The organism is Burkholderia contaminans (assembly GCF_029633825.1).
Classification (GTDB): Bacteria; Pseudomonadota; Gammaproteobacteria; order Burkholderiales; family Burkholderiaceae; genus Burkholderia; species Burkholderia contaminans.
On the sequence record NZ_CP090641.1, the window covers coordinates 510,624 to 535,555 of the forward strand.

A 24,932-nucleotide genomic window follows, 5' to 3' on the forward strand; every position below is an offset into this window, starting at 1 on the left:
AATCCCTGCCTTATCGCCCCCTTTTCATCGAACGCCCCGACGAATGCCCAAATGCCAGAATACGTATGAGCGGTTCCACACGCCGAGCGACGAGATTGCCGCGCGGGAAATCGCGGCGATGAGCGATGAGGAGCGTGCGCGCGCCAAGTCGGCGGGGAGCGTGCATGTCCGAAACTGGCTCGCCATTCTGGCGTTGCCGGTCGTATTCGGGCCTGTGGTCCCGGTGCTCACGTATTTGCTGGGCATACTTGCATACCGCGGAATGGTCGATCCGGCCTTTGATCTGGATCGTGCAGTTGACGGAACAGTCGTCACCCTCATATGGGTCACGGCGCTCTTCATCGCAGCATGGATCGGCCTGAACTGGTGCGTCGCGACGTACGGTACCCGGCAGCGGTACTGGCGAGAAATGCCGTCCAACGGGCATGTCGAACTGGAGCGCCATACGCTATGTTCAGCCATCGTCGTGTGGTCGGACGACTACGATCCGGAGCCCCTCTACGTCGAGGAATGGATCGACGGCAAGCTCAGATCCAGCAAGGCCCGAATGAGACAGTGGATCCTGGCCCGAACGTCCGTCGGTCATTGGCTGGTGCTGGCTGATCTGATTGCGGCTGACAATTGGTACGGGCCGCCAACGTTCCCCTTGGAGACGAAATGGTTGATCCCGAGGCGAGAATTGGCAATCGCATTTGCGCCACGCACCCATATCCGCATCGGATTGAGATGGAGTGGACCGGCCGCGCCATTGACCGTGACGTCCTGTCTGCTGTCTCACGCCGAATGCGAACGCCTGACTGCGGCGGCTCACCTCTTTGCTTTTTTTCCGCCGGCCCAATATGGCGTCGTCGATCCCGCCGATGCAGACTGGGTCGGGGAACTCGCCGCCAGGGCGCTGGAGCGTGAAATGCCTGTCGACGTGCTGGCCGGGCGGGCGTTGACGTAATCGTCGTGGGTCGTTTCAACAGCGACTGCGGCCGCCACCGCGCGAAGGCGCCCGGCGAACAGCCGGAACAGTACGTCACTTGGCGGCGACTGCATAATGACGGGGTTCAGTTCGAGATCTTGTGCATTGTCTCCCCCCGCGCAAGCCGCCCCAACCCGAATTCCCTTTGATGACACCGATTCCGAACCGACGATCCCGCCTGCGCGGCGGCCTGCTTGGCCTGCTGATCGGCGACGCGCTCGGCGTGCCGTACGAATTCCACGGCGCCGCTTCGATTCCGCCGCCCGCCGGGATCGACATGATCCCGCCGCCGGGCTTCGCTCGCGCGCACGACGGCGTACCGCCCGGCACCTGGAGCGACGACGGTGCGCAGGCGCTCGCGCTGCTCGACGCACTGCTGCGCGAGCACGACCTGAATCTCGATACGTTCGCCGGCAACCTGCTGAACTGGTTCCATCGCGGCGCATTCACGCCGGACGGCCGCGTATTCGACGTCGGCCTGCAGACTCAACGCGCGTTCCATGCGCTGGCGGCCGGCGCCGCGCCCGCAGCGGCCGGGCCCCGCGACGAGCGCGACAACGGCAACGGCTCGCTGATGCGCTGCTTCCCCGTCGTGATGGTCGCCGCGTCACGCGACGACGCGATCCGGCTCGCGCACAAGCAGAGCATCGTCACGCATGGCCACGTGCGTTCGCAGCTTTGCTGCGCGCTCTATTGCCTGACGGCGCTGAGGATCGTCGACGGCCAGCCCGCGCCCGACGCGGTGCGCGCGGCAGAGGACGAACTGCTCGCGCACTACGAAGGCACGGCCGACGAAATCGAACTGAAGATCGTGCTCGACGGCCGCTTCGACGCGCCGCAAGGATCGGGTTATGTGGTCGACAGTTTCTGGTCGGCGATCCATTGCCTGCTGTCGACGGGCAGCTACGAGGACTGCGTGAAGCGCGCGATCGCGCTCGGCAACGACACGGATACGACCGCGGCCATCGCCGGCGGCCTCGCCGGCGCGCAGTACGGCGAACAGGCGTTGCCCGATCGATGGGTTGCAATGTTGCGCGGAAAAGAGATGGTCGAGGGCTGGCTCGCGAAGTTATGAATACGGCCTCATCGGCCAGCCGCCGAGTCGAACCTGGCGAGCCGAACCCGATTTCCCAGCGTCGTTGCATCAACGCGCGCGCGATCGTTCGTGCCGAGAAATGATGCGCTGCCGCCGCAGCGCATCAGCGCCGGTCGCTCGCCAGCAACCCATACAGCGCGCTGTCCGACACTTCGTCGCCGACGATCCAGCGTTCGCGCAGCAACCCTTCCCGCACGAAGCCCAGCCGTTCGAGCAGCCCCGCAGACGCGACGTTGCGCGGATCGATATCGGCTTCGAGCCGGTTCAGCCGCAGCGTGCCGAACGCGTGATCGATCATGGCCGATGCCGCCTCGCGCATGTATCCGCCACGCCAGTACTTCCGCCCCAGGCTGAAGCCGATCTCGGCGCGCCGGCATTGCTCGTTCGCATGGAACAGCACGCATTCGCCGAGCGCCTCGCCGGTTTCCCGCGATTCGAGCACGCAGATCAGGTCCTGCCCGCTCGCGGACGTCTTCACGTTGCGCGCGACGCGCTCGATCGCCTGGTCGATATGCGTCATCGGCGAGAACGAGAAATAGCGCATCGCTTCCGCATCCGACCAGATCTCGAAGAAGGCATGCGCATCCGCTTCGCATAGCGGCCGCAGGACGAGGCGGGAAGTATGCAGCGTGACGGGTTCGAACAGGGGCATGGCGACGGTCGGTCGAAAAACGGGATCGTGAATTAGAACATGCAAGCCGAAAGTCGGCTATGTCACGCATTCGAACGGTCCGTCGCGCCCCTCCGCAACAACCGGATCGCCGCCAAACAACAAGGCCCGGACATCGCCCGGGCCTCTCCACCTCATCCGATACCGCCGGCCGACCGCGCTTACGCTTCGAGCGCTTCGAGCACCTTCCCCTTCGTTTCGATGCCGACGAAGTGCACGGTCAGCGCCGCGATCAGCGGCACGATGCCGATCAGGTAAAACGCCGGCGCGAGATTGCCGCCGATGATCGCGTGCGGCACCACCATCGGTGCGACGAACGATGCGATCTTCAGCCATGCGCTGCCGAGGCCGCAGCCCGACGCGCGGATGCTCGTCGGATACTGCTCCGGCGTGTAGACGTACGCGGTAATGAACCCCGACGCCATCAACCCGAGCGACAGCGAGCAGAAGATCGACACGACATACACCGACGACGCGTGATAGAAGCCCGCGAACGCCAGCGACAGCGCGCACAGTACGAACGACCACACGATCACCGGCTTGCGGCCGAGCTTGTCGACGAGCAGCGCCGACGCCAGCGACCCGAGCACGCCCATCACCGAGCCGATCACCGCAAGGTTCAGCGCAAGCTGCAGCGGTGCGTGATAGAAGTTCTTGTAGATCGTCGGCAGCCACGTCGACAGCCCGTACTGGATGAACCCGCAGGTCGCCCACAACGTCGCCACCGCGAGCGTGCGCTTGCGATACGCGGCGCTGAACAGGTCGCTCATCTTGCGCTTCGGATGCTGGCGCACCATCTCGTCGAACGCGGCCGCCTGCGTCACGGGCGGCAGCTCGCCGCGCACCGACGCTTCGAACTCGCCGACCGCCCGCCCGGCTTCTGCCAGCCGCCCGCGTGACGCGAGCCAGCGCGGCGACTCCGGCACGAGGCGCGTGAGCACGAGCGACAGGATCAGCGGCAGGCCACCGACGAAGTACATGATCTCCCAGCCGAAGCGCGGCACGAGCCACGCACCGAGCGCCATCGACACGAGCAGGCCGATCGGGAACACGATCTCGTACAACAGCACGAAGCGGCCGCGGCCATGCGCGCGCGTGATCTCGTTGATGTACGTCGCGGCGACCGGCAACTCGCCGCCGAGACCCAGGCCCTGCAGGATCCGCAGCAGCACGAAGATCTCGAAGGTCGGCGCGAACCCGCACGCGACGCTCGTGATGCCGATCACGGCCGAGCTCCATGCGATCGCCTTCACGCGGCCGTGCTTCTCCGCCAGCGCGGGAAACAGGAAGGCGCCGATCAGCTGGCCGATCGCGCCGGACGCGATCAGCATGCCGATCTGCGTCGGCGACAGCCCCCATTTGTGAATCAGCAGCGGCAGCGTCGCCGCGATCGTGATCACGTCGAAGCCGTCGAAGAACGTCGCGGTGCCGATCAGCACGCGGGCGCGGATCTGCATCGCGTTGGCCGGAAGCCGCTCGAGCCGTGCGATGATCGCGCCGGGCGTGGAGGCGGCAGCTTCCATCGTGGCGCGTCCGGCCACGACGTTGTCGAAAGTGCTCATGCGGGGTGTCTCCTGTATCTCGTCGCCGGTCAGGCCAGTGTCTTGCTCGTGTCTGCCAGGGCTTCCGTATCCACTGCCCGGCCCTGGTTCATCCACTTGCGCGCGAGCTTCAGCTCACGTGCGTTGTTGACGGCGATGACACCTCTCACATGTCCTTCGCCCACGAAAAACAGCGTCGCGCGTCGCGCGGCAAGCTCGCCGCGCACGACGAGCTGCGCATCGGCCGGCAGATCGCCGAGGATCTGCAGGTTCACGTCGTACTGATCGGACCAGAACCACGGAATCTCCGCGTACGGGGCACGCACGCCGAGCACCGCCTTCGCGGCCGCGATCGCCTGGTTCTGCGCGTTGGCCCACGATTCGAGCCGCACGCGCCGCTTCAGCCAGCCGTTGTGATGGTTCGCGACGTCGCCGCACGCGAAGATCGCCGGGTCGCTCGTCGCACCGAATTCGTCGACGACGATGCCGTCGTCGATGGCCAGCCCCGCGTCGCTCGCGAGCGACGCGTTCAACGCGAGGCCGATGCCGGCCACCGCGAAATCGGCGTCGATCGTCGTGCCGTCGGCGAGCGTCGCGCGAACCTTCGACGCGTCGTCCGGCTGCGCGTCGAGCGATGCGAGCGCCGCGCCGAGGCGTACGTCGACACCGTTCGCGCGATGCAGGTCGAGCAGGAAATCCGACACGATCTGCGGCACCGAGCGGCCGCACAGCCGCGGCGCGCCTTCGACGACCACCGCGTCGACGCCGAGCTTGCGCGCGGTCGCCGCGACTTCGAGGCCGATCCAGCCGCCGCCGATCACGAGCACGCGCCGGCTCGCGCGCAGCTTCTCGCCGAGCGCGGCCGCTTCGTCGAGCGTGCGCAGGTAATGCAGGTTCGGGGTCCTCACGATCGAATCCGGCAAGCGGCGCGACGTGCCGCCGGTCGCGATCACGAGCCGGTCGTATGCGATCTCGCGGCCGCTTTCGGTTGTCACGACGCGACGCGCGCGGTCGATCGACGCGGCGCGTTCCGGCTGCCATGCTTCGACGTTCAGCGCGTCGAATTCGTCAGGACGCACGACACGCACGGTTTCGATGTCGGCGTCGCCGGCCAGCACGGCCTTCGACAGTGGCGGGCGCTCGTACGGCAGATGCGGTTCGTCGGCGATCATCACGAGGCGGCCCGCGAAGCCTTCCGCGCGCAGCGTCTTCAGCACCCAGCCGGCGGCCTGGCCGCCGCCGATCACGACGACCGTGCCCGGCGCGGGCTGCTCCTGTGCGTTCTCTTCGCTCACGATTTGCGCTCCGTCATGAACTTGCCTTCCGGCGCCTTCGCGTTCTTCTGCCGGCGCGTGTTGCCGTCGAGGCCGCCGTCGACGGCCCATTCGGCGAACACCGTCGGGCCCGGCTCGAATTCTCGCGGCTGCCATTCGGGCGTCAGCACGTCTTCGTCCGCGTAGTACTCGATCAGCGCGCCGGCCGGGTTCTGGAAATACCAGAAGTACGCGGACGACACCGGATGACGCCCCGGGCCGAGTTGCGTTTCCCAGCCGCAGCGGTCGATGTGCATGCCGCCGCCGAACACCTCGTGGATGTCGCGCACGGTGAACGCGACGTGGTTCAGGCCGCGTTTGCCGTTCGGCAGCGCGAGCAGGAACAGGTCGTGGTGGCCGCCGTGCGGTGCGCAGCGCATGAACGCGCCACGGCCGGGGTAACGGTCGGACGTCTCGAAGCCCAGCAGTTCGTGATAGAACTTTTCCTGCGCGTCGAGGCAGTTCGTGAAGAACACCACGTGCCCGACCTCGACCGGCTCCGCGCGTGCATAGATCGGGCTCGGCTGGTCGACGCGCAGCGTCTGGCCCCACACGTTCGACGGCGAGCCCGTGATGTCGAGTTCACGCTTGCGCGTGACTTCGACGCGGATCGCCATCCCGTTCGGGTCGATGCAGCCGAGCGCATCGTCCTGCGCGTAGTACCCGGGCTGGCCGGCGAGCTTCGTGCGCAGCGCGTCGAGTTCCTGCCGCGTCGCGACGCCCCACGTGACTTCCCGCAGCGTCGGCCCCGCTTCGAACGCGGGCGGCAGCGACGGGTCGTCGGCCTTGACGACCAGCACGGTGCAGCCGTTCAGCGTCTCGAAGCGTGCGCGCGTGTCGTCGTGCGAGACTTCCTTCATCCCCCAGTCGGCGAAAAAGCGCCGGCAGGTCGCGAGATCGTCGACGCCGTACGTGATCCGCTCGATTCCCAAAATGCTCATTGCGTCATTCCCCTTCGCTCAGTTCGCCCACGGCAGCGGCGCGTCGTTCAAGCCCCAGTAGAGGCTCTTCTGCTGCATGTACTCGCGGATGCCGAGACGCCCTTTCTCGCGCCCCATCCCGCTCTCCTTCCAGCCCGAGAACGGCGTGGAGATCGAGAACAGCTTGTACGTGTTGATCCAGACCGTGCCCGTCTCCAGCGCACGCGCGATACGCCAGGCGCGCTTGTAGTCGCGCGTCCAGATGCCGGCCGCCAGGCCGAACACGCTGTCGTTCGCCTGCGCGATCAGCGACGCTTCGTCGTCGAACGGCATCGCGACGAGCACCGGGCCGAAGATTTCTTCCTGGCAGATGCGCGCGCTGTTCGGCAAGCCTTCGAGGATCGTCGGCTGATAGAAGAAGCCGTTCTCGCGCCCGTCGCCCGACGGCCGCTCGCCGCCGCACAGCAGGCGGCCGCCTTCCTCGAGGCCGAGCGCCACGTAGCGCTCCACCGATTCGCGATGTTTCGCGGTGATCAGCGGCCCCATCTGCGTGTCTGCCCGCGTCGGGTCGCCCACGCGCAGCTTGCGTGCGCCGGCCACCAAACGCTTCATGAATTCGTCGTACACCGCGCGCTGCACGAACAGCCGCGAACCCGCGATGCACGCTTCGCCCGACGAACTGAAGATGCCGTACAGCACGCCGTTGACCGCATGATCGAGATCGGCGTCATCGCATACGATCGTCGGCGACTTGCCGCCGAGTTCGAGCGACACGGGCATCAGCTTCTCGGCCGCGATGCGCGCGATGCCGCGGCCCACTTCGGTGCCGCCGGTGAACGACACCTTCTTCACCAGCGGATGGCGCACGAGCACGTCGCCGATCACCGAGCCCTTGCCGGGCAGCACGCTCAGCACGCCCTTCGGCACGCCGGCTTCCTCGCAGATGCGTGCCAGCGCGAGCGACACGAGCGGCGTGACTTCGGCCGGCTTGAGCACCACCGCGTTGCCGCCGGCCAGCGCCGGTGCGAGCTTCTGCGCATCGGACGCGATCGGCGAATTCCACGGCGTGATCGCCGCGATCACGCCGATCGGCTCGTACACGCTCATCGTCAGGTAGTCGCCGCGCGACGGCGTCAGTTCCTCGTCGAGCGTTTCGAGACACGCGGCGAAATAGCGGAACGTGTTCGCGGCGCTCGCCACCAGCACGCGCGTCTCGCCGATCGGCTTGCCGTTGTCGCGGCGCTGCAGGTTCGCAAGCGCTTCGTGGCGCTGCATGATCAGATCGGCGATGCGGTACAGCACCTGCGCGCGCAGGTGCGGCTTCAGCCCGGCCCAGTCGGCGCGGCGCCATGCGGCATCGGCGGCCACGACGGCTTCGGCCGCGTCTTCCGCATTCGCGGTCGACACTTCCATGTTCAGCGACTGGTCGGCCGGATAGATGCTCGCGTAAGGCGCGCCACGGCCGCGCCGCCATTCGCCGCCGATCAGGATGTTGCCGTCGGGCACGAGGCTCGTATCGAAAGGAGTCATGTCACAAGTCCCACAAATCTGTCTCTGCACGTCCGCCCCCGCCGTGGCGCGGGCGGCCATTCAATGGCCCGGTCAGATCACGCAGCGGGCCGCGCGGTTGCGCAGCGCGCGGATCGCGCTGTACGCCGTCAGCGCGGACGTCTTCGGGTTGTCGGGCAGCGGTTTGCCGCTCATTTCCAGCGACATCTCGCCGAATGCGCCGCGCGCGGTGATGCGGTGCACGTTGCGCTCGACGGCCGGATCGGCGATCAGGCGCACGTGCGTCGCGTCGAGGCCGAGGCCCGCGAGCGCGACGGTGGCCGCGACGTTCGCGTTCTTCGGATACAGGCGCGCGGCGTCGCGCGCGCTGCCTTCGAAGATCACCTTTTCCGCGGTCATCGCGCGCAGGTCGCACAGTTCCTCGGCGGGCGTGCCGAGCCAGCCGAGCGGCGGCTTGCGGCCCACGTACAGCACTTCGTCGAGGCCGCCCTGCTTCGCGGACGCCAGCGCATCGATCCCGCCGATCGCGCCGGACAGCAGCGTCACCGTCGCGTCGCCTTCGTCGGCGGCCTGCGCCAGCACGTCCAGCAGCGCGAGATCGGACAGCGCGCCGATCGATGCGACCGCGCAGTCGGTGCCGGCCTTCAGCAGCGGCACGACGTGATCGACGAGCGCGCTGTGGCCTGCGCATTCGAGCGCGAACTCGGGGCGGCGGACCAGTGCGTCGACCGACGACACGACCTCCACCGCACCGCCCAGCACGCCCTGCACCGCCGCGCGCTGGTGTTCCGGCACGATCACGTGCGCGACGCGCAGCGACGCATCGTGCTCGACCGCGTGGTACACGGCCGCGCCGATCGCGCCGAAGCCGATCATCGCGACGTCGACGGGTGCGTGCGCCCGCTTTTGCCCGTTAAGCATATTGGCGCTCCGACGGCTCTTCCTTCTTGACCGGCGGCCCCGCGAAGTTCGATGCGAACGCGCCGACCGACAGCATGTCGACCTCGACCATCACCGGGCCGGCCTTCGCCATCCCTTCGCGCACGATCGCCTCGGCGTCGTCGAACGACGTGATCCGGTAGTGCGTGAGGCCGAAGCTCGCGCAGAACTGCGCGAAATCGGGTTGGTGCAGCTGCACGAAGCAGCGGCGGCCACCGTAGTGCGCGTCCTGGATGTTGCGGATCACGCCGTAGCACTGGTCGTTCATCAGCACGATCATCACGTTCGCGTTTTCCTGCACGGCCGTGACGAGCTCGCCGACGTTGACCATCAGGCCGCCGTCGCCGACGAGGCACACCGTCTTCGCGGCCGCATCCGCCAGCGCCGCGCCAATGCCCATCTGGATGCCCTGGCCGATGCCGCCGCCGAGCGCATGCACGCCGGAGCGCGGCTCGAAGATCTTCAGCAGGCGGTTGCCCCACGTGCTGTTCGAGATCGTCACGTCGCGCACCCAGTTGTAGTCGCGGCCGACGGCGCCCTGCAGCGTGTCGACGAGCTGCTTGTACGGCCCGAGGCCCTTCGACACGTCGGCCACCGCCTGCTCGCGGGCGGCCGCGAGATCGGCGGCGAACTGCGGATCGACCGACAGGCGGCCTTCGAGCCGGTCGGCCAGCTCGGCCAGCACGCGCTTCGAGTCGCCATGCACGAACAGCTCGTTGCGATAGCCGCGGTTGTCGGCGAGCGCGTCGGCATCGACGCGGAACAGCGGCTGCGGCAGCGCGAGCTTGTACTTCAGCGTTTCGTTGCCGCGCAGGCGCGAGCCGACGACGACGAGCGCATCGCAGGTCTTGTAGAACGCTTCGACGGATGCATGCACGTTGAACGCGCCGAGCGACGCCGGGTGATCTTCGGGCAGCACGCCGCGGCCCTGCACGCTCGTCACGACGCCGAAGCCGAGCTTCACGAGGCGCTCGACTTCCTCCCGTGCGTGGCGCGCGCCGCCGCCGAGCCACAGCAGCGGGCGGCGCTTGGCCGCGAGAGCATCGGCGAGCTTCGCGACGCGGGCGGTGTCGTGCTCGCGCACCGCGACGTGTGCCGGCGCGAGGTCTTCCGGCCATTCGATTTCAGCGGCCTGGATGTCGATCGGAATCTCGACCGACACCGGGCCCGTCGGCGCGGTCTGCGCGATGCGCACGGCTTCGCGGATCGTCGGCAGCACGGTTTCGACGGTGCGCACACGGAACGCGGCCTTCGAAATCGAATGCAGCATCGACAGCTGGTCCGGCGCTTCGTGGATGTACGCGAGATCCTGGTCGAGGTACGGCGTCTCGATCTGCCCCGTGACGTGCAGCAACGCGGTGCCGGCCGTCAGCGCCTCGACCATCGCGCCGGCCGCGTTGCCGGCCGCCGTGCCCGTGCTCGTGAACGCGACGCCGAGGCCGCCCGATACGCGCGCCAGGCCGTCGGCCATGTTCAGCGCACCGGCTTCGCCGCGTGCACCGACATACCGGATGTTGCCGCGCGAGTTGATCGCGTCGAGGATCGGCATGTTGTGGATCGAGATGACACCGAATGCGGTCTTCACGCCGCACTGCTCGAGAAAGGCGGCAATCAGCTCGCCAACCGTGGTTTTTTTAGACATGGCGTGCAAAGCCTCCAGAAACGTCGATATGGCTGCCCGTCGTGTAGGACGACAGATGCGTTGCGAGATAAAACAGTGCCCAGGCGGCCTCGTCAGGCTTGCCGAAGCGGTTCAGCGGAATGTTCTTCGTGCGTGCGAGCGCGCCCGTCCAGTCCTCCCAGCTTTCGCCGGACTGCGCCTGCATTTCGTAACGGCGGCGCCACTGGCCCGACTCGACGATGCCGATCAGGATCGAGTTCACGCGGATGCGCTGCGGCGCGAGTTCGGCCGCAAGCGACTTCACGAGACTCAGCACGCCCGCGCGCGCCGACGACGTCGCAACCATGTGCGGCTCCGGCTGCAGTGCGAGCAGCGAGTTCACGCAGGTGATCGTCGGTGCGGCCGCATCGCGCAGCAGCGGCAGGAATGCGCGTGTCGGGCGGATGATGCTGAAATACTTCAGTTCGAGTTCTTCGCGCCATGCGTCGTCGGTCGTGTCGGCGAAGGTCGACACGCGGCCCTGACCCGCGTTGTTGACCAGCATGTCGGCGCGGCCGAAACGCGTCGATACGGCGTGCGCGAACGCGGCCACATCCTGCTCGTCGAGCACGTTGCAGCGTGCGGCGAGCAGTTGTGCGCCCGGGTATTTTTCAACGAGCATCGCTTCGGCACGCGCGAGGCGTTCGTTGTCGCGGCCGCAGATTGCGACCGATGCGCCGGCCTGCAGGAACCGTTCGGCCGTCGCGAGGCCGATGCCGGACGAACCGCCCGTCACCACCGCTACTTGCCCGGTCAGATCGATTTCAATCATCGGAGTCCTAAAGCCTTCAAAAACGTGTGCTCGTCATCCGAGCGGTAATTGAGCCGCCGCGACAGTTCCGCCGCCGCGCGCTGTACCTTGTCGATCAGGCCGTCCGCGATCAGCGCCGCGTCGATTTCCGGCCTCGGCACCGTCACCGTGATGCACGCCACGATCCTCTGTGTCTCGTTACGCACCGGCGCGGTGACCACCGAGATGCCGCGCTCGAACGACGAATTGCTGACGCCGTAGCCGCGCAGCGCATCCTCGCGGATCACTTCGTACAGCGCATCGACCGTTTCCGGCGTCGCGTTCGTCATGCGGTTCAGCGTGCCTTCCGGATACAGCGCATGCAGTTCCTTCAACGACAGGTCGCCCATCAGCACGTGACCGTGCGTCGTCGCATGTGCGGGCAAGCGCGTCCCGACGTTCACGCGGATCGAGCTGAACACCGGCGCCTGGCTCTGCGCCTTCGCGACGAACACCACGTCGCGGCCGTCACGGATCACGATGTGCGTCGTGAAGCCGGTCGCATCGCGCAGGCTTTCGATCACGGGCAGGCCGAGATCGGTCAGCTCCAGCGAGCTCAGGTATTCGAAACCGAGCCGCAGCACGGCGATGCCGAGCTTGTAGTTGCGATCCTTGTCCGCGCGCTCGAGGAAGCCGAGCGATTCGAGCGTCTGCAGCAGACGGAACACCGTCGTGCGCGGAATGCCGAGCCGCTTCGACAATTCGGGCGCGCCGAGCACGGGCTCGCGCGGCGAGAATTCGGCGAGAATCCGCAGCCCGCGTTCGAGGCCGGGCACCACGTAGCTGGCTTCGGCCTTGCCGTTTTCGAGTTCGGGTCGTTGCAGCGGTTCGTTCATGCCAGCCCCCGCTGTTGGTCGCACTGACGGCAGAACGCGTCGATCAGTGCGGAATAGACGGCCGGTGCTTCCACGTAGCCGGCATGGCCCGCTTGTGGAATCACCTGCAGCCCGACGTGCGCGGCCGCGGCAATCCGCTCGCACGCGGCGGGCGGCGTGATCGCGTCGTTCGCGCCGACGGCCACGGCCGTGCGGCCGCGAAAGCCGGCGAGATCCGTTGCGAGATCGGCATTCGCGAGCAGTTGCGTGGCCTGCGCGTAGCCGGCCGGCACGATGCGCGCCATGTTCCAGCGCACCCACGCACGCGCATCCTCGTTCGCGAAACCGGACAGCATGTTGCCGCTGCGCTGCTCGGCGAGCCCGGCCGGGCCGAGTTCGGCGAGCATCGCGAGCCGCGCGTCGCGGCGCGCGTCGCGCGTTTCGGCCGGTGCGCTGCCGTAGCCGCCCGCGGGCGACACCAGCAGCAGGCCGGCGATCCGCGCGGGCATCACGCGGATGAGACCGCCCGCGATGATCGCGCCGAGCGAATGACCGACCAGCACGCAGCGTTCGATGCCGAGTGCCTCGAGCCACGCGTTCAGCGATGCCGCGTAATCGGTGGCGGCCGGCGACGCGCCGTGCACCGGCGTCGACACGCCGTAACCGGGCGCATCCCACGCGAGCACGCGCCGCGATGCGCCGAGCGTGTCGAGCTGGCGCACCCACGATGCGGCGCCCGAGCCGATGCCGTGCAGCAGCACGACGGGCAACGCACGGCCCGCATGGTGCGCGCCGGCCTCGCGATATCCGATCGTGCCCGCCGCGCCGGCCGCGCAACGCTGTTCGGGGAACTGCCCGAGCAGCGCGGCGAACGCCGCGGTGCGGTCGCGTTCACGTTTGTCGATGACACTCATTGCTTTACCCGCTCCGTCTCAGCGCTTGATCTTCGCGAGCGGCGAATCGGGCGGATACGTCGGCGTGACCGGCTTCGGCGAACCGAGCATCACGCACATCAGCGCATCTTCCTCGCCGATGTTGATTTCCGTGCGATACACGCCCGGCGGCACCGAGATCAGGTCGCGCTCGCCGAGGATCGCTTCCCACGTCTCGCCGTCACGCTCGCAGATCACCTTCATCTTCCCGCGCAGCACGAAGAAGATTTCCTCGACGTCCATGTGGATGTGGCTCGGGCCGATGTTGCCGGCCGGGATGACCATCGTCGAGAACGTGAAGCCGCCGGCCGGCACCGTGTTGACGTCCTTCGCGACGCCCGTGCCGCCCGTGCCGACGTAGCGCATCTGCGCCCGGCGGTACTTCGGGTCGTAGTCGGCCTGGAACTTCAGTGCGTCCCAGTCGTAGCGACGCGTCGCATAGCGCGCCACGCGCCCTTCCATCCAGTCGTTGAAGCTTGCGCCTTCCGGCTGGTCCCACGACTTGCGTTCGAGATCGGCGTCCGCCATCGTCCTCTCCTTCATCAGAGTGAAAACTTCAATTCAATCAATTCATCACGAAGCCGCCGTTTACCGGCAGCAGTTGACCCGTCACGAAGCGCGCGCCGTCCGACAGCAGGAACAGCACAGGGCCCGTCACGTCGTCGGGCACCTGCGCACGCGTCAGCGCGCGGCCCTGCATGTAGAACGCGTGGCGCTCGGCCGGCACGTAGGCCGTCGCCTCGACTTCGGTCAGCCCCGGCGCGATCGCATTGACCGTCACGCCGTGCGCGCCGAACTCGCGTGCCTGCGCATGGGTCATCGCGATCACCGCGCCCTTGCTCGCGACGTACGCGAGCAACTTCGGCGCGCCCCACAGCGCGGTGTCCGATGCGAGGTTCACGATCGCGCCGCGACCCGACTGCGCGAGATACGGCAGCGCCGCATTGCTGACGAGCCACAGGCCGCGCACGTTCACGTTCATCACGGCGTCCCAGGTCGACACGTCGAGCTCGGTCGACAGCTTGCCGCCCGAGTTCGTGATCGCCGCGTTGTTGATCAGTGCATCGATACCGCCGAGCGCCGCCGCGCCCTGCGCGACGAACGCGGTGACGCTCGCCGGATCGGCGAGGTCGAGTGCGAAGCAATGCGCGACATGGCCGGCTTCGGCGAGTTGCGCGGCAAGCGCGCGGCCTTCGTCGGCCAGCACGTCGCCGAACGCGACCTGCGCGCCCGCTTCGACGAGCGCCTTCACGAACGCCGCGCCGAGCCCGCGCGCGCCGCCCGTGACGAGCACGCGGCGCCCCGCGAGCGACACGACCGGAGCGCGCTCAGCCATTTGCCGGCTCCGATGCGGCCTGCGCCTGCGCCGCGCGATGCGCGTCGAGCGCGGAGAGATGCTCCTGCGCACGTGTGCGCAGCATCCGGCGCACGCGCGTCATGCCGACGTCGTGCTGGTACAGGTACTCGTGATCGCGCGCATTCGGCGCGAGGCTTTCGAGGACGTAGCGGTCCTGCTCGAGCACGTCCCAGTGCAGGCCCTCGAGGCGGTTGCGATACATGAAGCGCCACACGTCGCGCTGCCAGCCGCTGACCTTGCGGGTGCGCCAGAAGTAGACCTGGCAGTTGTCGCCGTCGACCGGCGTCGCGAAGCCGATGATCCCGAAGTTGCCGCCCGGGCCGAACTTCTGCTTGTACGGAATCGCGAGACGCATCCACAGGCAGCCCGTTTCGCCGAGCTCGACCCAGTCGAAGTTCACGTCGCGCTGGCCGATCTTCTCGAACATCAGGCCCGTTTCCGTCTTGCGCACGCGCATGTCGGCCTGCTTGTCGCCTTCGGCCATCGAGTGCGAGGTGGCATGCAGGTACGCGCCGTGCATCGGGTCCATCACGTTGTCGATCGCGTACTGGTAATTGCACTTCCAGTTCGACACGCACAGGAAATGGCCGTACGCGTCGTCGACCAGTTCCTCGGGCAGGTTCAGCGGCGCCGGCTCGCCGTGCGCTTCGTCGCCGAACCACAGGAAGATCGCGCCGGCCTTCTCCTCGACCGGATACGACTTCACGCACTTCGTGCCTTCGAGCGGACAGTTCGATACGGCCGGCACGCGATTGACCGTGCCGCCGCCGTCGACTTCGATGCCGTGATACCAGCAGGCAATGTTGCCGCCGAGGTTCCAGCCGAGCGACAGGCGCGCGCCGCGATGCGGGCAGCGATCCTCGAGCGCGTGGACCTTGCCGTCGTGATCGCGCCACAGCACGATCTGCTCGGACAGGCGCGTGAGGCCGACCGGTGCATTCGACACCTGCCAGCTCGGCGCGACGGGATACCAGTAGTTCTTGATGCCGCGGTCGAGGTACGCACGGACCGGGTCGTGTTGTGCTGCGTGTTGTTCGGGGGACGTCATCAGTGTGCTCCGGATGCGGTTGTCGTCGGGTCGGCGGTCGGCGCTTACGCGGTCATTCCGCGAGCGAGGCCATTTCGGCGCGAAAGCGCTCAGGTGTCCATACCGTGCCGTCCGGCGCGCGGAAGCCGATGCGGTTCAGGCCCGCGACGACCTCGTCCAGCTCGACCGCGCCGGCTTCGAACACGCGTTCGAGCGCATCGCCGAGGTCGTTTTCATACTGGGTCGGTGCGGCCTTGCGGTTCTGCCAGACCTGGTTCTCGACCTGGCCGGGGATCTCGATCTGCCCCTTGCCCGCGACGTTGTTCGGCTGCGGCGCCACCCACGGCTTCAGGAAGGGATTGAAATTCACGGTCGCTTCTTTCATGTCACTCCACCTTGATCTGGATTTCCTCGCCGGCGAGCCGCACCGCGTACTGCTTCAGTGCGCGTCCGCCCGGACCCTTCAGGCATTCGCCCGTCTTGATGTCGAACACGGCCTCGTGCAGCGGGCATTCGACCGTGCCTTCGTCGACGAACCCCTGCGTCAGCAGCGCGTACGCATGCGGGCACACGTTCTCGAGCGCATACACGTCGTCGCCGACACGGTAGATCCCGATTTCGACGCCGTCGGTCCGCTTGAACTCGATCGGCGTGTCTTCCGACAGCGCGCCGGCGTGCCCGGCGCAAACCCATTGTTCAGACATCTCACACCCTTCCTTCTGATCGACTCTCGGTTTGTTCCGATTTGTTCCATATCCGGAACAGCAGTTTATGGATGGTGATTATAGAAGTGACTTTCCACGAGTAGAACAAAAAGCTGCATGTCCTAGGGAAAACACTGACCGATGGGACGGCGATCGCGCACGCCTACCTCGTCAAATGAAATTATTTGTTATGGGACGGGTATTTACCGGGTTTACGCGGGCTTCGCGCACCGACGCGGGACATCGGCCCGACATCCATCCGTCCCGAAAAAATTATTTTTGATCCGGTGCTCGACGCCTCTATACTCCATTCCATCAGAGGCACATTGTTCCTTATATGGAACATACGAATGCCCATCCGATGGCGAAAATGCGCGACGTCCGGCCGTTCCCGCGCATGTCGCCACGGCACGTATTCATCAGGTTGGAGATTCAGGAGATCAAATGGTCAAGCATGCGGTAGCAGCAGCAGTGATCGGAGTGGGCGCCGTGTCGGGCGCGTGGGCGCAGAGCAGCGTGACGCTGTACGGCAGCATGGATGCGGGCGTCGCGTACGTGAACAACGTCGGCGGCCATGCGAAGTGGGCGATGATCCAGGGCAATACGCAGCCCGATCGGTGGGGCCTGAAAGGCAAGGAAGACCTCGGCGACGGCCTGTCGGCGATCTTCCAGCTCGAAAACGGCTTCTATACGAACAACGGCCAGTTCGCGACCGCGAACACGATCTGGAACCGCGCGGCCTTCGTCGGCCTCGGCTCGGAACGCTACGGCACGCTGACGCTCGGCCGCCAGACGCCGCTGTCGTTCGACTATCTGGATCCGCTCAGCACGGCCTACCTCGCGATGAGCTGGTACGCGTTCCACCCCGGCAACATCGACGGACTCGCCGCGACCGGCAACGTGCCGTACAACAATTCGGTCAAGTACCGCTCACCGACCTTCGCGGGCTTCTCGGCCGCGGCGACGATGGCGCTCGGCAACACGACGAACTTCTCGACCGGCAAGTCGGTCGGCGTCGCGCTGAACTATGCGAACGGGCCGTTCAAGGCGTCGGCCGTGTACTCGAACGAGCATGACCGCTCGATCCTGATCAGCACGACCGGCATCACGTCGTTCCAGGGGCAGAACACCGCGAACGGCTACACCGCGAGCAAGGTCGAGAACATCGGCGCGGGTGCGTCCTATCAGTTCGGCGACTTCCTCGTGCATGGCCTGTACACGCGCACGAAGATGCAGTCGAACGGCTTTTCGGACACGTTCCAGAGCTACGACGCGGGCGTGAATTACCGCAGCAGCGCGTTCAACACGATCGCGGGCGGCGCGGCGACCACGACGCTGGCCGGCCGCCGCTGGACGCAGGTCGAACTCGGCGACATCTATGCGTTGTCGAAGCGCACGCAGCTTTATGCGAACGTGTTGTACGAGCACGGTTCGGGCGGTGCGAAGGCCGCGTTCTTCACGGCGGGTGTGTCGAGCACCGCGAACCAGGTGATCGTGCTCACCGGGATCCACCACTCGTTCTGAACGACGTCGGGCGGGCGTCGCCCGAAACGACAAAAGCGGCCCGCGGGCCGCTTTTGTCTTGCGCGTTGCATTTGCACGGCCGCCGGCCGCGCATCGGCATACTCAGAACATCGCGACCTTGTGGCGCGCGTGCGCGAATGTCGGATCGCTTTCGAGCGGACGATAGTTCAGCCGCTGTGACAGGTCGACCGCCGCGCCGCACACGGCTTCGACGAGCCTCTCCTTCTCGCGGGCCTCGCCGATCTCCGAGCGCGGTACGGTCGCGGTGATGGCCGCGACGATCGAGCCCGAATGATCGCGTACGGGTGCGGTCACGGCCGAAATGCCGCTCTCGAACGCCGCCTCGCTGACCGCGTAGCCGAGCCGCGCATAGTGGCGCACGCGTTCGTACAGTTCGTCGACCGTGCCCGGCGTGCGCTCGGTGAACTGCTCGAGCCGCTTTTCCGGATACAGCTGGCGCAGTGCGTCGCGCGTCAGGTCGCCCATCAGCACGTGGCCATGCACGGTCGCATGCGCGGGCAGGCGCGTGCCGACGTGCACCTTCACCGAACCGAACATCGACGCGTTGCTTTGCGCCTTCGCGACGAACACGACGTCACGCTGGTCGCGGATCAGCAGATGCGTCGACAGCCCGGTCGCGTCGCGCAGCCGTTCGAGCACGGGCGTGCCGAGATCGGTCAGTTCGAGCGAATTCAGGTATTCGAAGCCGAGCCGCAGCACGCCGACGCCGAGCCGGAAATAACGGTCGCCGTTCACGCGCTCGAGGAAACCGAGCGCTTCGAGCGTCTGCAGCAGGCGGAACGTGGTCGTGCGCGGAATGCCGATGCGCTTCGACAGTTCGGGCGCGCCGAGGACCGGCTCGCGCGCGGAGAATTCGGCGAGGATCCGCAGCCCGCGTTCGAGCCCCGGCACCAGGTAGGACGACGCGCCGCCGGACGATTCGTCGTCGCCGGGCGCCGCGGCTTCAGGTGCGTCGCTCATCGTTGTCTTGACCATGTGGACATGGACGGTAGGAAATCAGTCACGAAACAGGTCACGGATCGTCGTGGATATTCAGTCATGCTACCTCAGCGCGCACGGGGTTCACACCCGCGTGCATCGCCGCACCGCAGCATGCGGATCGCGACGCCGTGGAGAGTCAATCACGGTCGAGAGGATAGCAGCGATGGACAGCGCCACGCCATGCCGGAATGGCCGGCATCGCGGCAAGGTGTGCAGGGCGAGCGGCCGGCGCGGCACGCTGCGCCGGGACGCCCGCAGGCTACAGGTGCGACAGGTGAACCCGGATGTTCGCGCGGTCGTACGTAAAGCCACCGGCCGCGTCCGGTTGGAGCACGCGCGCGAGGTCGACCGCAAACCGCCATCCGCTGCCGAGGAGCCCGCCGTTCACGGCCCGGATCGAGGTGCCGCCGACGGCGATCGCCGCATGAAAGACCGCGCCGCCACGCGAGAAGCCGACCGCGGTCCCGGCCGGAATGTTCGCGCGCCCGTCCCATTCGCCGCCGTTCTCGAAGTTGAACCGCGGCCGCCAATGCTGGCCGATCGTGTCGAGCAGCGTGTTGGGCGTGATCATCGCGTCAGCACGCATCAGGTATCGCACATAGGCCGCAGCGTCGTAGCAGACGCCGGCGGAGACATACGTATTGATGTCGGCCGTGCCGGACAGCAGCGCCTGCACGTGTCGCTGCCGCTCGGGGAAACCGAACTGGGCGACCTGCGCGCCCAACGGGGTCAATTGCATGGGGGCTCCTGTTGAAGAAGCGGGGCGTCATCGTCCCGCCAACGCAATAACCTCATATCTTATTACGATATCCGGACCGATCCGCGCACGCCTCCGGACGTCACGGGATGCGTGCCGCCGAAGCCGGTGCCGCGGCGGCCGCATCGGGATTCGGCGCGAGCCGCAGGCGCACGCGCAACGGCTGCAGCATGTCGGGCGGCGGCGGCTCCGCCAGCGGGCCGGCCGTGAGCAGTTGCCGCAGCGTCGCGTCCGCGTCGGGATTGCCGAGCGACGCGAACTCGACGCGCGTGACGGCGCCGTTCGTGCCGATCCATGCGCGCACGACGATCGCGGGAGGCGGCGCATCGGCGCTCGCGTTCAGCACACGCGCCTCGAGATAGCGGTGCAGGCGATCGGCCGCGTCGCCGTCGGCTTCGAGCCACGTCTGGAACTGCTGCCCGGCGAGCTGTCCGTAGCGGATCCACGATGGCGGCACGTCGGCCGCCTGCGCGACGGCCGAAGGCACGACGCCCACGGCAAGCGCCCATGCGACGACGATCGCCCGCCACCCTCCGGACACGCCCCACTGCTGCATTCGCTTCATTCCGCCTCCCGTTTCGACGATGCGCGATCGTGCTGCGTCGCGTCGTCCACTCGCCCTTCGATCCTCAACCGATCTCGATCGGCACATACAGACGCGCGCCGCCGCGCTGAATGAGCAGCGCGACGTTGCCGTGCGCGGCGTCGATCTCGGTCATCAACGCGCCGATGTTCGCAACCGGCGTGCCGTTGACCGACAGCACGACATCGCCGGGCTGCAACCCCGCGCGCGCGGCCTGGCCGCTCGCCTGCTCGACGACGAGTGCCTGGCCGACGCCGAGCCGCTGGCGCTCCTGCTCCGTCGCCGCGCGCAGCGCGAGCCCGAACCGCGCGGGCCCTTGCTCGCCGCTCGCCACCGCCGTGCCGCTGTCGAATGCGCCGACCGTCGCGCTCATGTGCATCGCCCGTCCCGCGCGCCACACGAGCAGGTCGGCTTGCCGGCCGGCCCGCATGCCCGCAACGGTGCCGAGCAGGTCCGCCGATTCGGCGACCGGCTTGCCGTCGACCGCGAGCACGACGTCGCCCGGCTGCAGGCCCGCGTGCGCGGCCGGGCCATCCGGCTCGACCATCGTGATCAGCGCGCCGTCGGGGCTCGCGAGGCCGAACGAACGCGCCAGCGCCTGGCTCACTTCCTGCAAGGCCACACCGAGCCGGCCGCGCGTGACCTTGCCGGTGCGCAGCAACTGGTCCTTCACGTCGAGCGCGATGTCGATCGGGATCGCGAACGCGAGCCCCTGATAGCCGCCCGTCTTCGAGAAGATCATCGAGTTGATCGCGATCACGCGGCCACTCAGGTCGAACAGCGGGCCGCCCGAATTGCCGGGGTTGATCGGCACGTCGGTCTGGATGAACGGAATCGCGCGCTCGCCGGGCAACGAACGCGACTTCGCGCTAACGATGCCCTGCGTGACCGTATTCGCGAACCCGTACGGCGAACCGATCGCCATCACCCAGTCACCCACTTCGGTGCGCGCCGGGTCGCCGGTCGCGACGACCGGCAGGTTGTGCGCGTCGATGCGGATCACCGCCACGTCCGACACCGGATCGCTGCCGATCACGCGCCCCTTGAACTGCCGCTTGTCGGTCAGCTTCACGTCGATCGCGACCGCATCGCCGACCACGTGCCGGTTGGTCAGGATCACGCCGTCCTCGCTGACGATGAAGCCGGAGCCGAGGCTCACTTCCTCGCGGTTGCCGATCACGCGCCGCGCAAGAAACGGTGCGAGCGGATGATCGGGCGCGATGCCCGGCGGCAACTGGATGCCCATCTGCGTGACTTCGCGCGTAACGCTGATGTTGACGACGGCCGGGCCGACGCGCCGGACCAGCGCGGCGAAGTTCGGTAGCGCGACGGTCGGCGTCGGGGTTGGCGTCGGCGATGCGGCACCCGGCTGCGCGGGCCGCTCGGCAGCCGTTGCCGTCGAACAGCCGCATGCGCACGCGCAGGCCAACGCCAGTCCGCCGGCCATCGCTCGCAGCGCCGCTGCCAGGTTCGTGTGCGTGCCCGCTTTCATGTCGCTGTTCCTCGTCGGTTCGCGCCGGAACGCCGCCGGCTCATCGATACCTGCCCCCATGCCCGGGGCCGCCTGCATTACTTCGGCGGCACCGCGACCGGCACATCGGGCCGCTGCGGCGTCGTCGACCTGCCCCAGTTCGAGCCGAAACGGTTCCGCTCGGTCGACAGGTTGAACGTGCCGAGACGGTTCGACGGCTGTTTCGACAACCGCTCCGAATCCGCTTGCGATGCGCCCGCCTGCGGGTCGGCCTTCGGCTTCAGTTGCTGGCTGAGACAGTCGTACGACAGCGCACGCTTGCCGTCGACTTCCGCATCGACGCACACCGGCTTCGTGGCCGAACCCGGGCTGGGCGCCGCAGGCGCGGCCGCACCCGCCGCCGCGCGGCCACCCTGCGCGTTTGCGCCGGTTGCCAGCAGCAGGCAGACGATCGTCGCGATGCCGCTTCGTCGCATCTTCATGCGCGCCTCCTTCAGAAATGGCGCCGTGGCACTCACGCCGCCGCCGTCACAGGTTCGCCGCCGGCGCCGACGTGCGCGCCAGGAAACGCGCGAACGCCGCGCGGTCAGATGCGTCGACGGACGGCTCGTGTTCATCGACCTGTCGTGCCCACGCGTCGCGCATGCCGTCGACCGGCTGCCACGCCTGCACCTGTGCGCCGGTCGGATACGGCGTGGAAAGCGGTTCGCGATAGTCGACGCGAAACAGCGGCGGCGCGCTGCCGCCCGCCGTCCACAGATCGCCGACGTCGCGCACGCTCGCGTCGAACCAGAATCGCACCCAGCGCGCCGTCGGCGCACGCGGGTCGGTGCCCGGCGCCTCGGTGCCCAACGCGTCCGGCACGCGCAGGAAGCCGGCGAGCACGAGCAGCACGGCCGGCAGATCGTCGTCGCGCAACATCCGGTACGACCAGAGATCCGCGACGTCGACACAGGAGATCACCGCGATGAAACGGGCAATCGTGAGCGCGGGCCACGCGCGCCGCATCAGCGTGTAATGGCGCGCCCAGTGCGCCACGAAGCGCTCGCGATGCAGGGCGGCGACCTGCACGTCGCGCGAGCCGCGAATCGTCAGTTCCTCCGGCTGATACTGGCGAGTCGTGAGCACGCACTGCGCGGAACACCGCGCGCTCCGGTGCCGCGCGTAGCCGCCCGCACCGGGCAACGGCTCCAGCGCGCCGAAGCACAGCGGGCAATGCGTGGGCCACTCGCCGGGCCGGCCTGGCCACGGGTTCGCTTTCGGCATGCGCGGGCGATCGGCGGCCGCGGCCGGGCGGCGTCGCCCCGGCGTGCGTGCTTCGGGTGCGTCGACGCGCGGCGTCGAACGGACGGTTGCCATGAGCGCGCCTACCGGGCAGACGCGAGCGCTTTCTTCAGCGCGTCTTCGTTGATCGGTGCGTTCCCGGCGAGCTTCGCGAGATAGGCCTGCGCGTTCTGCTGGGTGCGCTGCGCACGCAGCATCGCGCGCAGTTGCTCCTTCACGTCGTCCAGCGGACGCGGCGCGGCCGCGCGGATGTCGATCAGCTTCACGACATGGAAGCCCGTCGGCGTCTGGATCGGCGCCGAGACCTGGCCCGGCTTCAGTGCATCGGCCGCCTGACGGACCGCCGGCACCATCAATGGATCGGGCACGAAACCGAGATCGCCGCCGTTCGCGGCACTCGCCTTGTCCTGCGAATTCGCCTTCGCGAGCGCCGCAAAATCGCCGCCGCGCGCACGGTTCGCGAGATCGGCCGCCTGCTTGCGTGCCTTGTCGAGCGTCGCGGCATCCGCGTTCGGCGGCACCGCGATGTAGATCTGCGCGACGTGCAGCGCGCGCGGCGCGGTGAACGCCGCTCGGTTCTTGTCATAGGCGGACTGCAACTCCGCGTCCGACGGATAGTCGGCCGGCGGTGCATTCACCGACGCCAGATAGCTGCGCACGACGATATCGCGCCGCGCCTGTTCGACGGCGGCCTGCACCTGCGCCTGCTTGTCCCAGCCCTTCGCTTTCGCCTCGGCCAGCACGGCCTTCTGCGCGAGCGTCGAACGCACGACCTGGTCGAGCGCCGCGGGATCGGCCGCGAGACGTTCGCGTCCTTCCGGGCTCACCGCCTTCAGCAGCCCCGCGATATCGTCCTGCGTGACCGACGCCTGCGCGGCGTTCGCGATCACGTCGTCCTGTGCATGCGCCACGAACGGCGCGCCCAGCACGAGACTGCCTGCCACGATCGCCAGCCTCTTCATCTTCGTCATCATCGTTCGACTGCCCTCTCGATTGCTCTTGAAATGCGGACGCCGCATCAGCGCGCGTCCGTCAGCGTCATGCGCAGGACGAGCGGCTGCGCCATCCCGCGTGGCGGCGCCGCGCCGACCGCCCGGCCGACGAGCGCGGCGTGCAGAGCGGCGTCGAGCGCCGGTGGCCCGGCCGCGCCGCTGTCGACGCGCGTCACGTGCCCGTACCGGTCGAGCCACGCGCGCACCGGCAGTACGGGACCGTCGTCGCCGGCATCGGCCCGTTCGCCGGCCCAGTGCTCGATGCCGGCGCGCAGGTGGCACACCGCCGCGTCGTCGCCGTCGAGCGTCGCCTGCAACCACAGCGCGATGCGCCGGGCATACGCGCCCCATGCGGCGGGGCGTCGCCCGCGGCCATCGCATCCGCCTCGCGCCGCGCGCGGCCCGGCAGCAGCGCCCGCAGTGCGGTGCCGATCCTCACTTCGCGGCGGCCTCGACTGCGGCCGTGGCCGCACCGACCGACGATGCGCCTGCCTGGTCGCCGGCGGCCGCGCGTGCCGCCGCTTCCTGCTCGGCCATCGCGGGGCGGTTGCGCAGGTGCAGCAGGAATTCCTGGATCAGGCGATCCCACAGCTCGATCGTCGAGCGCAGGTAGCGCTCGGACACGCCGCCCGCGACGACCACGTCCATCTCCAGCGCGAGAAACTGTCCGTGGCTCGCCAGGCGCGCGAAGCGCTTGGTCCGGTTCCAGTCCGCGACGAGTTCGGCCGGCAATTCGCCCTGCACCTGCAGCACGCACGACAGCGTGTAGTCGATGAACAACTGCGCGGCAAGCTGCGCATCCGCGCCCTGCGGCGCGAGCGCGGCGGCCGGGTTGCCGAAGCGCACCGCGAAACCGATACCCTGGCTCGCGCTCATCAGCTGCACTGCGCCGTTCTGTTCGGCCGCCGTCACGCGGTAGCCCGCGCGGCGCAGCACGTCGGCGAGATGATCGGCGCTGATCGCTTCGATCGGCGCGTCGTGTGCCGCGCGTTCGTCGCCGGCGTTCGGTTGCTGTTGCTTGTCTTGCATGTCTGTCTTCCCCGTATTCAACGAATCGATCGGTTCATTCCCGGTTCGGG

27 protein-coding genes are annotated in these 24,932 nt (G+C 67.9%); 3 read left to right on the top strand and 24 right to left on the bottom strand.

The features are described from left to right. Window positions 1-43: 43 nt before the first annotated feature. Both LXE91_RS20020 and LXE91_RS20025 read left to right on the top strand, forming a co-directional pair. On the top strand, window positions 44-946 hold the full coding sequence (locus LXE91_RS20020) for a hypothetical protein (RefSeq protein ID WP_039344114.1): 903 nt from the start codon (window positions 44-46) through the stop codon (window positions 944-946). 169 nt (window positions 947-1,115) lie between these two features. After that, complete coding sequence (locus tag LXE91_RS20025; protein ID WP_082139571.1) at window positions 1,116-2,042, top strand: ADP-ribosylglycohydrolase family protein; 927 nt, start codon at window positions 1,116-1,118, stop codon at window positions 2,040-2,042. Window positions 2,043-2,166: 124 nt separating this feature from the next. Here LXE91_RS20025 and LXE91_RS20030 read toward each other — a convergent pair whose 3' ends face one another. The 15 genes from LXE91_RS20030 to LXE91_RS20100 form a co-directional block, all read right to left on the bottom strand. Further along, window positions 2,167-2,715: a GNAT family N-acetyltransferase gene (locus LXE91_RS20030; RefSeq protein ID WP_039344112.1), complete on the bottom strand. Its 549-nt coding sequence runs from the start codon at window positions 2,713-2,715 to the stop codon at window positions 2,167-2,169. Window positions 2,716-2,894: 179 nt separating this feature from the next. Next, complete coding sequence (locus LXE91_RS20035) at window positions 2,895-4,295, bottom strand: MFS transporter (protein ID WP_039344110.1); 1,401 nt, start codon at window positions 4,293-4,295, stop codon at window positions 2,895-2,897. Between the two features lie 29 nt (window positions 4,296-4,324). Next, a complete protein-coding gene (locus LXE91_RS20040) occupies window positions 4,325-5,569 on the bottom strand; it encodes an NAD(P)/FAD-dependent oxidoreductase (RefSeq protein WP_039344108.1) in 1,245 nt (414 codons plus the stop codon). Beyond that, a complete protein-coding gene (locus tag LXE91_RS20045; protein ID WP_039344107.1) occupies window positions 5,566-6,528 on the bottom strand; it encodes a VOC family protein in 963 nt (320 codons plus the stop codon). Before LXE91_RS20045 ends, LXE91_RS20040 begins: the two co-directional genes overlap by 4 nt. Window positions 6,529-6,546: 18 nt before the next feature. Next, a complete protein-coding gene (locus LXE91_RS20050) occupies window positions 6,547-8,037 on the bottom strand; it encodes an aldehyde dehydrogenase (protein WP_039344105.1) in 1,491 nt (496 codons plus the stop codon). 72 nt (window positions 8,038-8,109) lie between these two features. Next, entirely contained in the window at window positions 8,110-8,937 is an 828-nt protein-coding gene (locus tag LXE91_RS20055) for an aspartate dehydrogenase (RefSeq protein ID WP_039344103.1), read from the bottom strand. Next, window positions 8,930-10,597, bottom strand: coding sequence for a thiamine pyrophosphate-binding protein (locus tag LXE91_RS20060; protein WP_039344101.1), 1,668 nt, complete (start codon window positions 10,595-10,597; stop codon window positions 8,930-8,932). The genes LXE91_RS20055 and LXE91_RS20060 overlap by 8 nt, the downstream gene beginning before the upstream one ends. Continuing rightward, entirely contained in the window at window positions 10,590-11,387 is a 798-nt protein-coding gene (locus LXE91_RS20065; protein WP_039344099.1) for an SDR family oxidoreductase, read from the bottom strand. The genes LXE91_RS20060 and LXE91_RS20065 overlap by 8 nt, the downstream gene beginning before the upstream one ends. Then, window positions 11,384-12,241, bottom strand: coding sequence for an IclR family transcriptional regulator (locus tag LXE91_RS20070; RefSeq protein ID WP_039344097.1), 858 nt, complete (start codon window positions 12,239-12,241; stop codon window positions 11,384-11,386). The genes LXE91_RS20065 and LXE91_RS20070 overlap by 4 nt, the downstream gene beginning before the upstream one ends. Then, window positions 12,238-13,134, bottom strand: coding sequence for an alpha/beta fold hydrolase (locus LXE91_RS20075; protein WP_039344096.1), 897 nt, complete (start codon window positions 13,132-13,134; stop codon window positions 12,238-12,240). Before LXE91_RS20075 ends, LXE91_RS20070 begins: the two co-directional genes overlap by 4 nt. 18 nt (window positions 13,135-13,152) lie before the next feature. Next, window positions 13,153-13,680, bottom strand: a complete 528-nt coding sequence (locus tag LXE91_RS20080) for a cupin domain-containing protein (RefSeq protein ID WP_039344094.1) — start codon at window positions 13,678-13,680, stop codon at window positions 13,153-13,155. Window positions 13,681-13,717: 37 nt separating this feature from the next. Continuing rightward, window positions 13,718-14,488 carry an SDR family oxidoreductase gene (locus tag LXE91_RS20085; protein WP_039344092.1) on the bottom strand — a complete coding sequence of 257 codons (771 nt, stop codon included), beginning with the start codon at window positions 14,486-14,488 and terminating at the stop codon, window positions 13,718-13,720. Then, a complete protein-coding gene (locus LXE91_RS20090; RefSeq protein ID WP_039344090.1) occupies window positions 14,481-15,557 on the bottom strand; it encodes an aromatic ring-hydroxylating dioxygenase subunit alpha in 1,077 nt (358 codons plus the stop codon). Before LXE91_RS20090 ends, LXE91_RS20085 begins: the two co-directional genes overlap by 8 nt. 52 nt (window positions 15,558-15,609) lie before the next feature. Further along, window positions 15,610-15,921, bottom strand: coding sequence for a recombinase-like helix-turn-helix domain-containing protein (locus LXE91_RS20095; RefSeq protein ID WP_039344088.1), 312 nt, complete (start codon window positions 15,919-15,921; stop codon window positions 15,610-15,612). Between the two features lies 1 nt (window position 15,922). Further along, the gene (locus tag LXE91_RS20100) at window positions 15,923-16,240 is read right to left on the bottom strand and encodes a non-heme iron oxygenase ferredoxin subunit (RefSeq protein WP_011354710.1); all 318 of its coding nucleotides are present in this window, start codon (window positions 16,238-16,240) and stop codon (window positions 15,923-15,925) included. A gap of 444 nt (window positions 16,241-16,684) precedes the next feature. On the opposite strand from LXE91_RS20100, the gene LXE91_RS20105 reads away from it, so the two are divergent. Then, the gene (locus LXE91_RS20105) at window positions 16,685-17,764 is read left to right on the top strand and encodes a porin (protein ID WP_039344086.1); all 1,080 of its coding nucleotides are present in this window, start codon (window positions 16,685-16,687) and stop codon (window positions 17,762-17,764) included. Window positions 17,765-17,866: 102 nt separating this feature from the next. On the opposite strand, the gene LXE91_RS20110 is transcribed toward LXE91_RS20105, so the two are convergent. The 9 genes from LXE91_RS20110 to LXE91_RS20150 all read right to left on the bottom strand — a co-directional run bounded on the left by LXE91_RS20110 (window position 17,867) and on the right by LXE91_RS20150 (window position 24,882). Further along, a complete protein-coding gene (locus tag LXE91_RS20110; RefSeq protein ID WP_039344083.1) occupies window positions 17,867-18,760 on the bottom strand; it encodes an IclR family transcriptional regulator in 894 nt (297 codons plus the stop codon). Window positions 18,761-19,025: 265 nt separating this feature from the next. After that, window positions 19,026-19,505, bottom strand: a complete 480-nt coding sequence (tecA, locus tag LXE91_RS20115) for a type 6 secretion system effector deamidase TecA (protein ID WP_039344081.1) — start codon at window positions 19,503-19,505, stop codon at window positions 19,026-19,028. A gap of 100 nt (window positions 19,506-19,605) precedes the next feature. Next, complete coding sequence (locus LXE91_RS20120; protein ID WP_039344079.1) at window positions 19,606-20,088, bottom strand: hypothetical protein; 483 nt, start codon at window positions 20,086-20,088, stop codon at window positions 19,606-19,608. A gap of 64 nt (window positions 20,089-20,152) precedes the next feature. Then, entirely contained in the window at window positions 20,153-21,598 is a 1,446-nt protein-coding gene (locus tag LXE91_RS20125; protein WP_039344194.1) for a Do family serine endopeptidase, read from the bottom strand. A 77-nt stretch (window positions 21,599-21,675) separates the two neighbouring features. Further along, window positions 21,676-22,059, bottom strand: a complete 384-nt coding sequence (locus LXE91_RS20130) for a hypothetical protein (protein ID WP_039344077.1) — start codon at window positions 22,057-22,059, stop codon at window positions 21,676-21,678. A 46-nt stretch (window positions 22,060-22,105) separates the two neighbouring features. Beyond that, window positions 22,106-22,936 (bottom strand): hypothetical protein, encoded by an 831-nt coding sequence (locus LXE91_RS20135; protein WP_039344076.1) that lies wholly within the window; start codon window positions 22,934-22,936, stop codon window positions 22,106-22,108. Between the two features lie 8 nt (window positions 22,937-22,944). Further along, on the bottom strand, window positions 22,945-23,835 hold the full coding sequence (locus LXE91_RS20140) for a peptidylprolyl isomerase (RefSeq protein WP_039344074.1): 891 nt from the start codon (window positions 23,833-23,835) through the stop codon (window positions 22,945-22,947). Between the two features lie 44 nt (window positions 23,836-23,879). Beyond that, complete coding sequence (locus LXE91_RS20145; RefSeq protein ID WP_278068156.1) at window positions 23,880-24,170, bottom strand: hypothetical protein; 291 nt, start codon at window positions 24,168-24,170, stop codon at window positions 23,880-23,882. Between the two features lie 118 nt (window positions 24,171-24,288). Then, window positions 24,289-24,882: a YbjN domain-containing protein gene (locus LXE91_RS20150; protein ID WP_039344070.1), complete on the bottom strand. Its 594-nt coding sequence runs from the start codon at window positions 24,880-24,882 to the stop codon at window positions 24,289-24,291. Window positions 24,883-24,932: the final 50 nt, after the last annotated feature.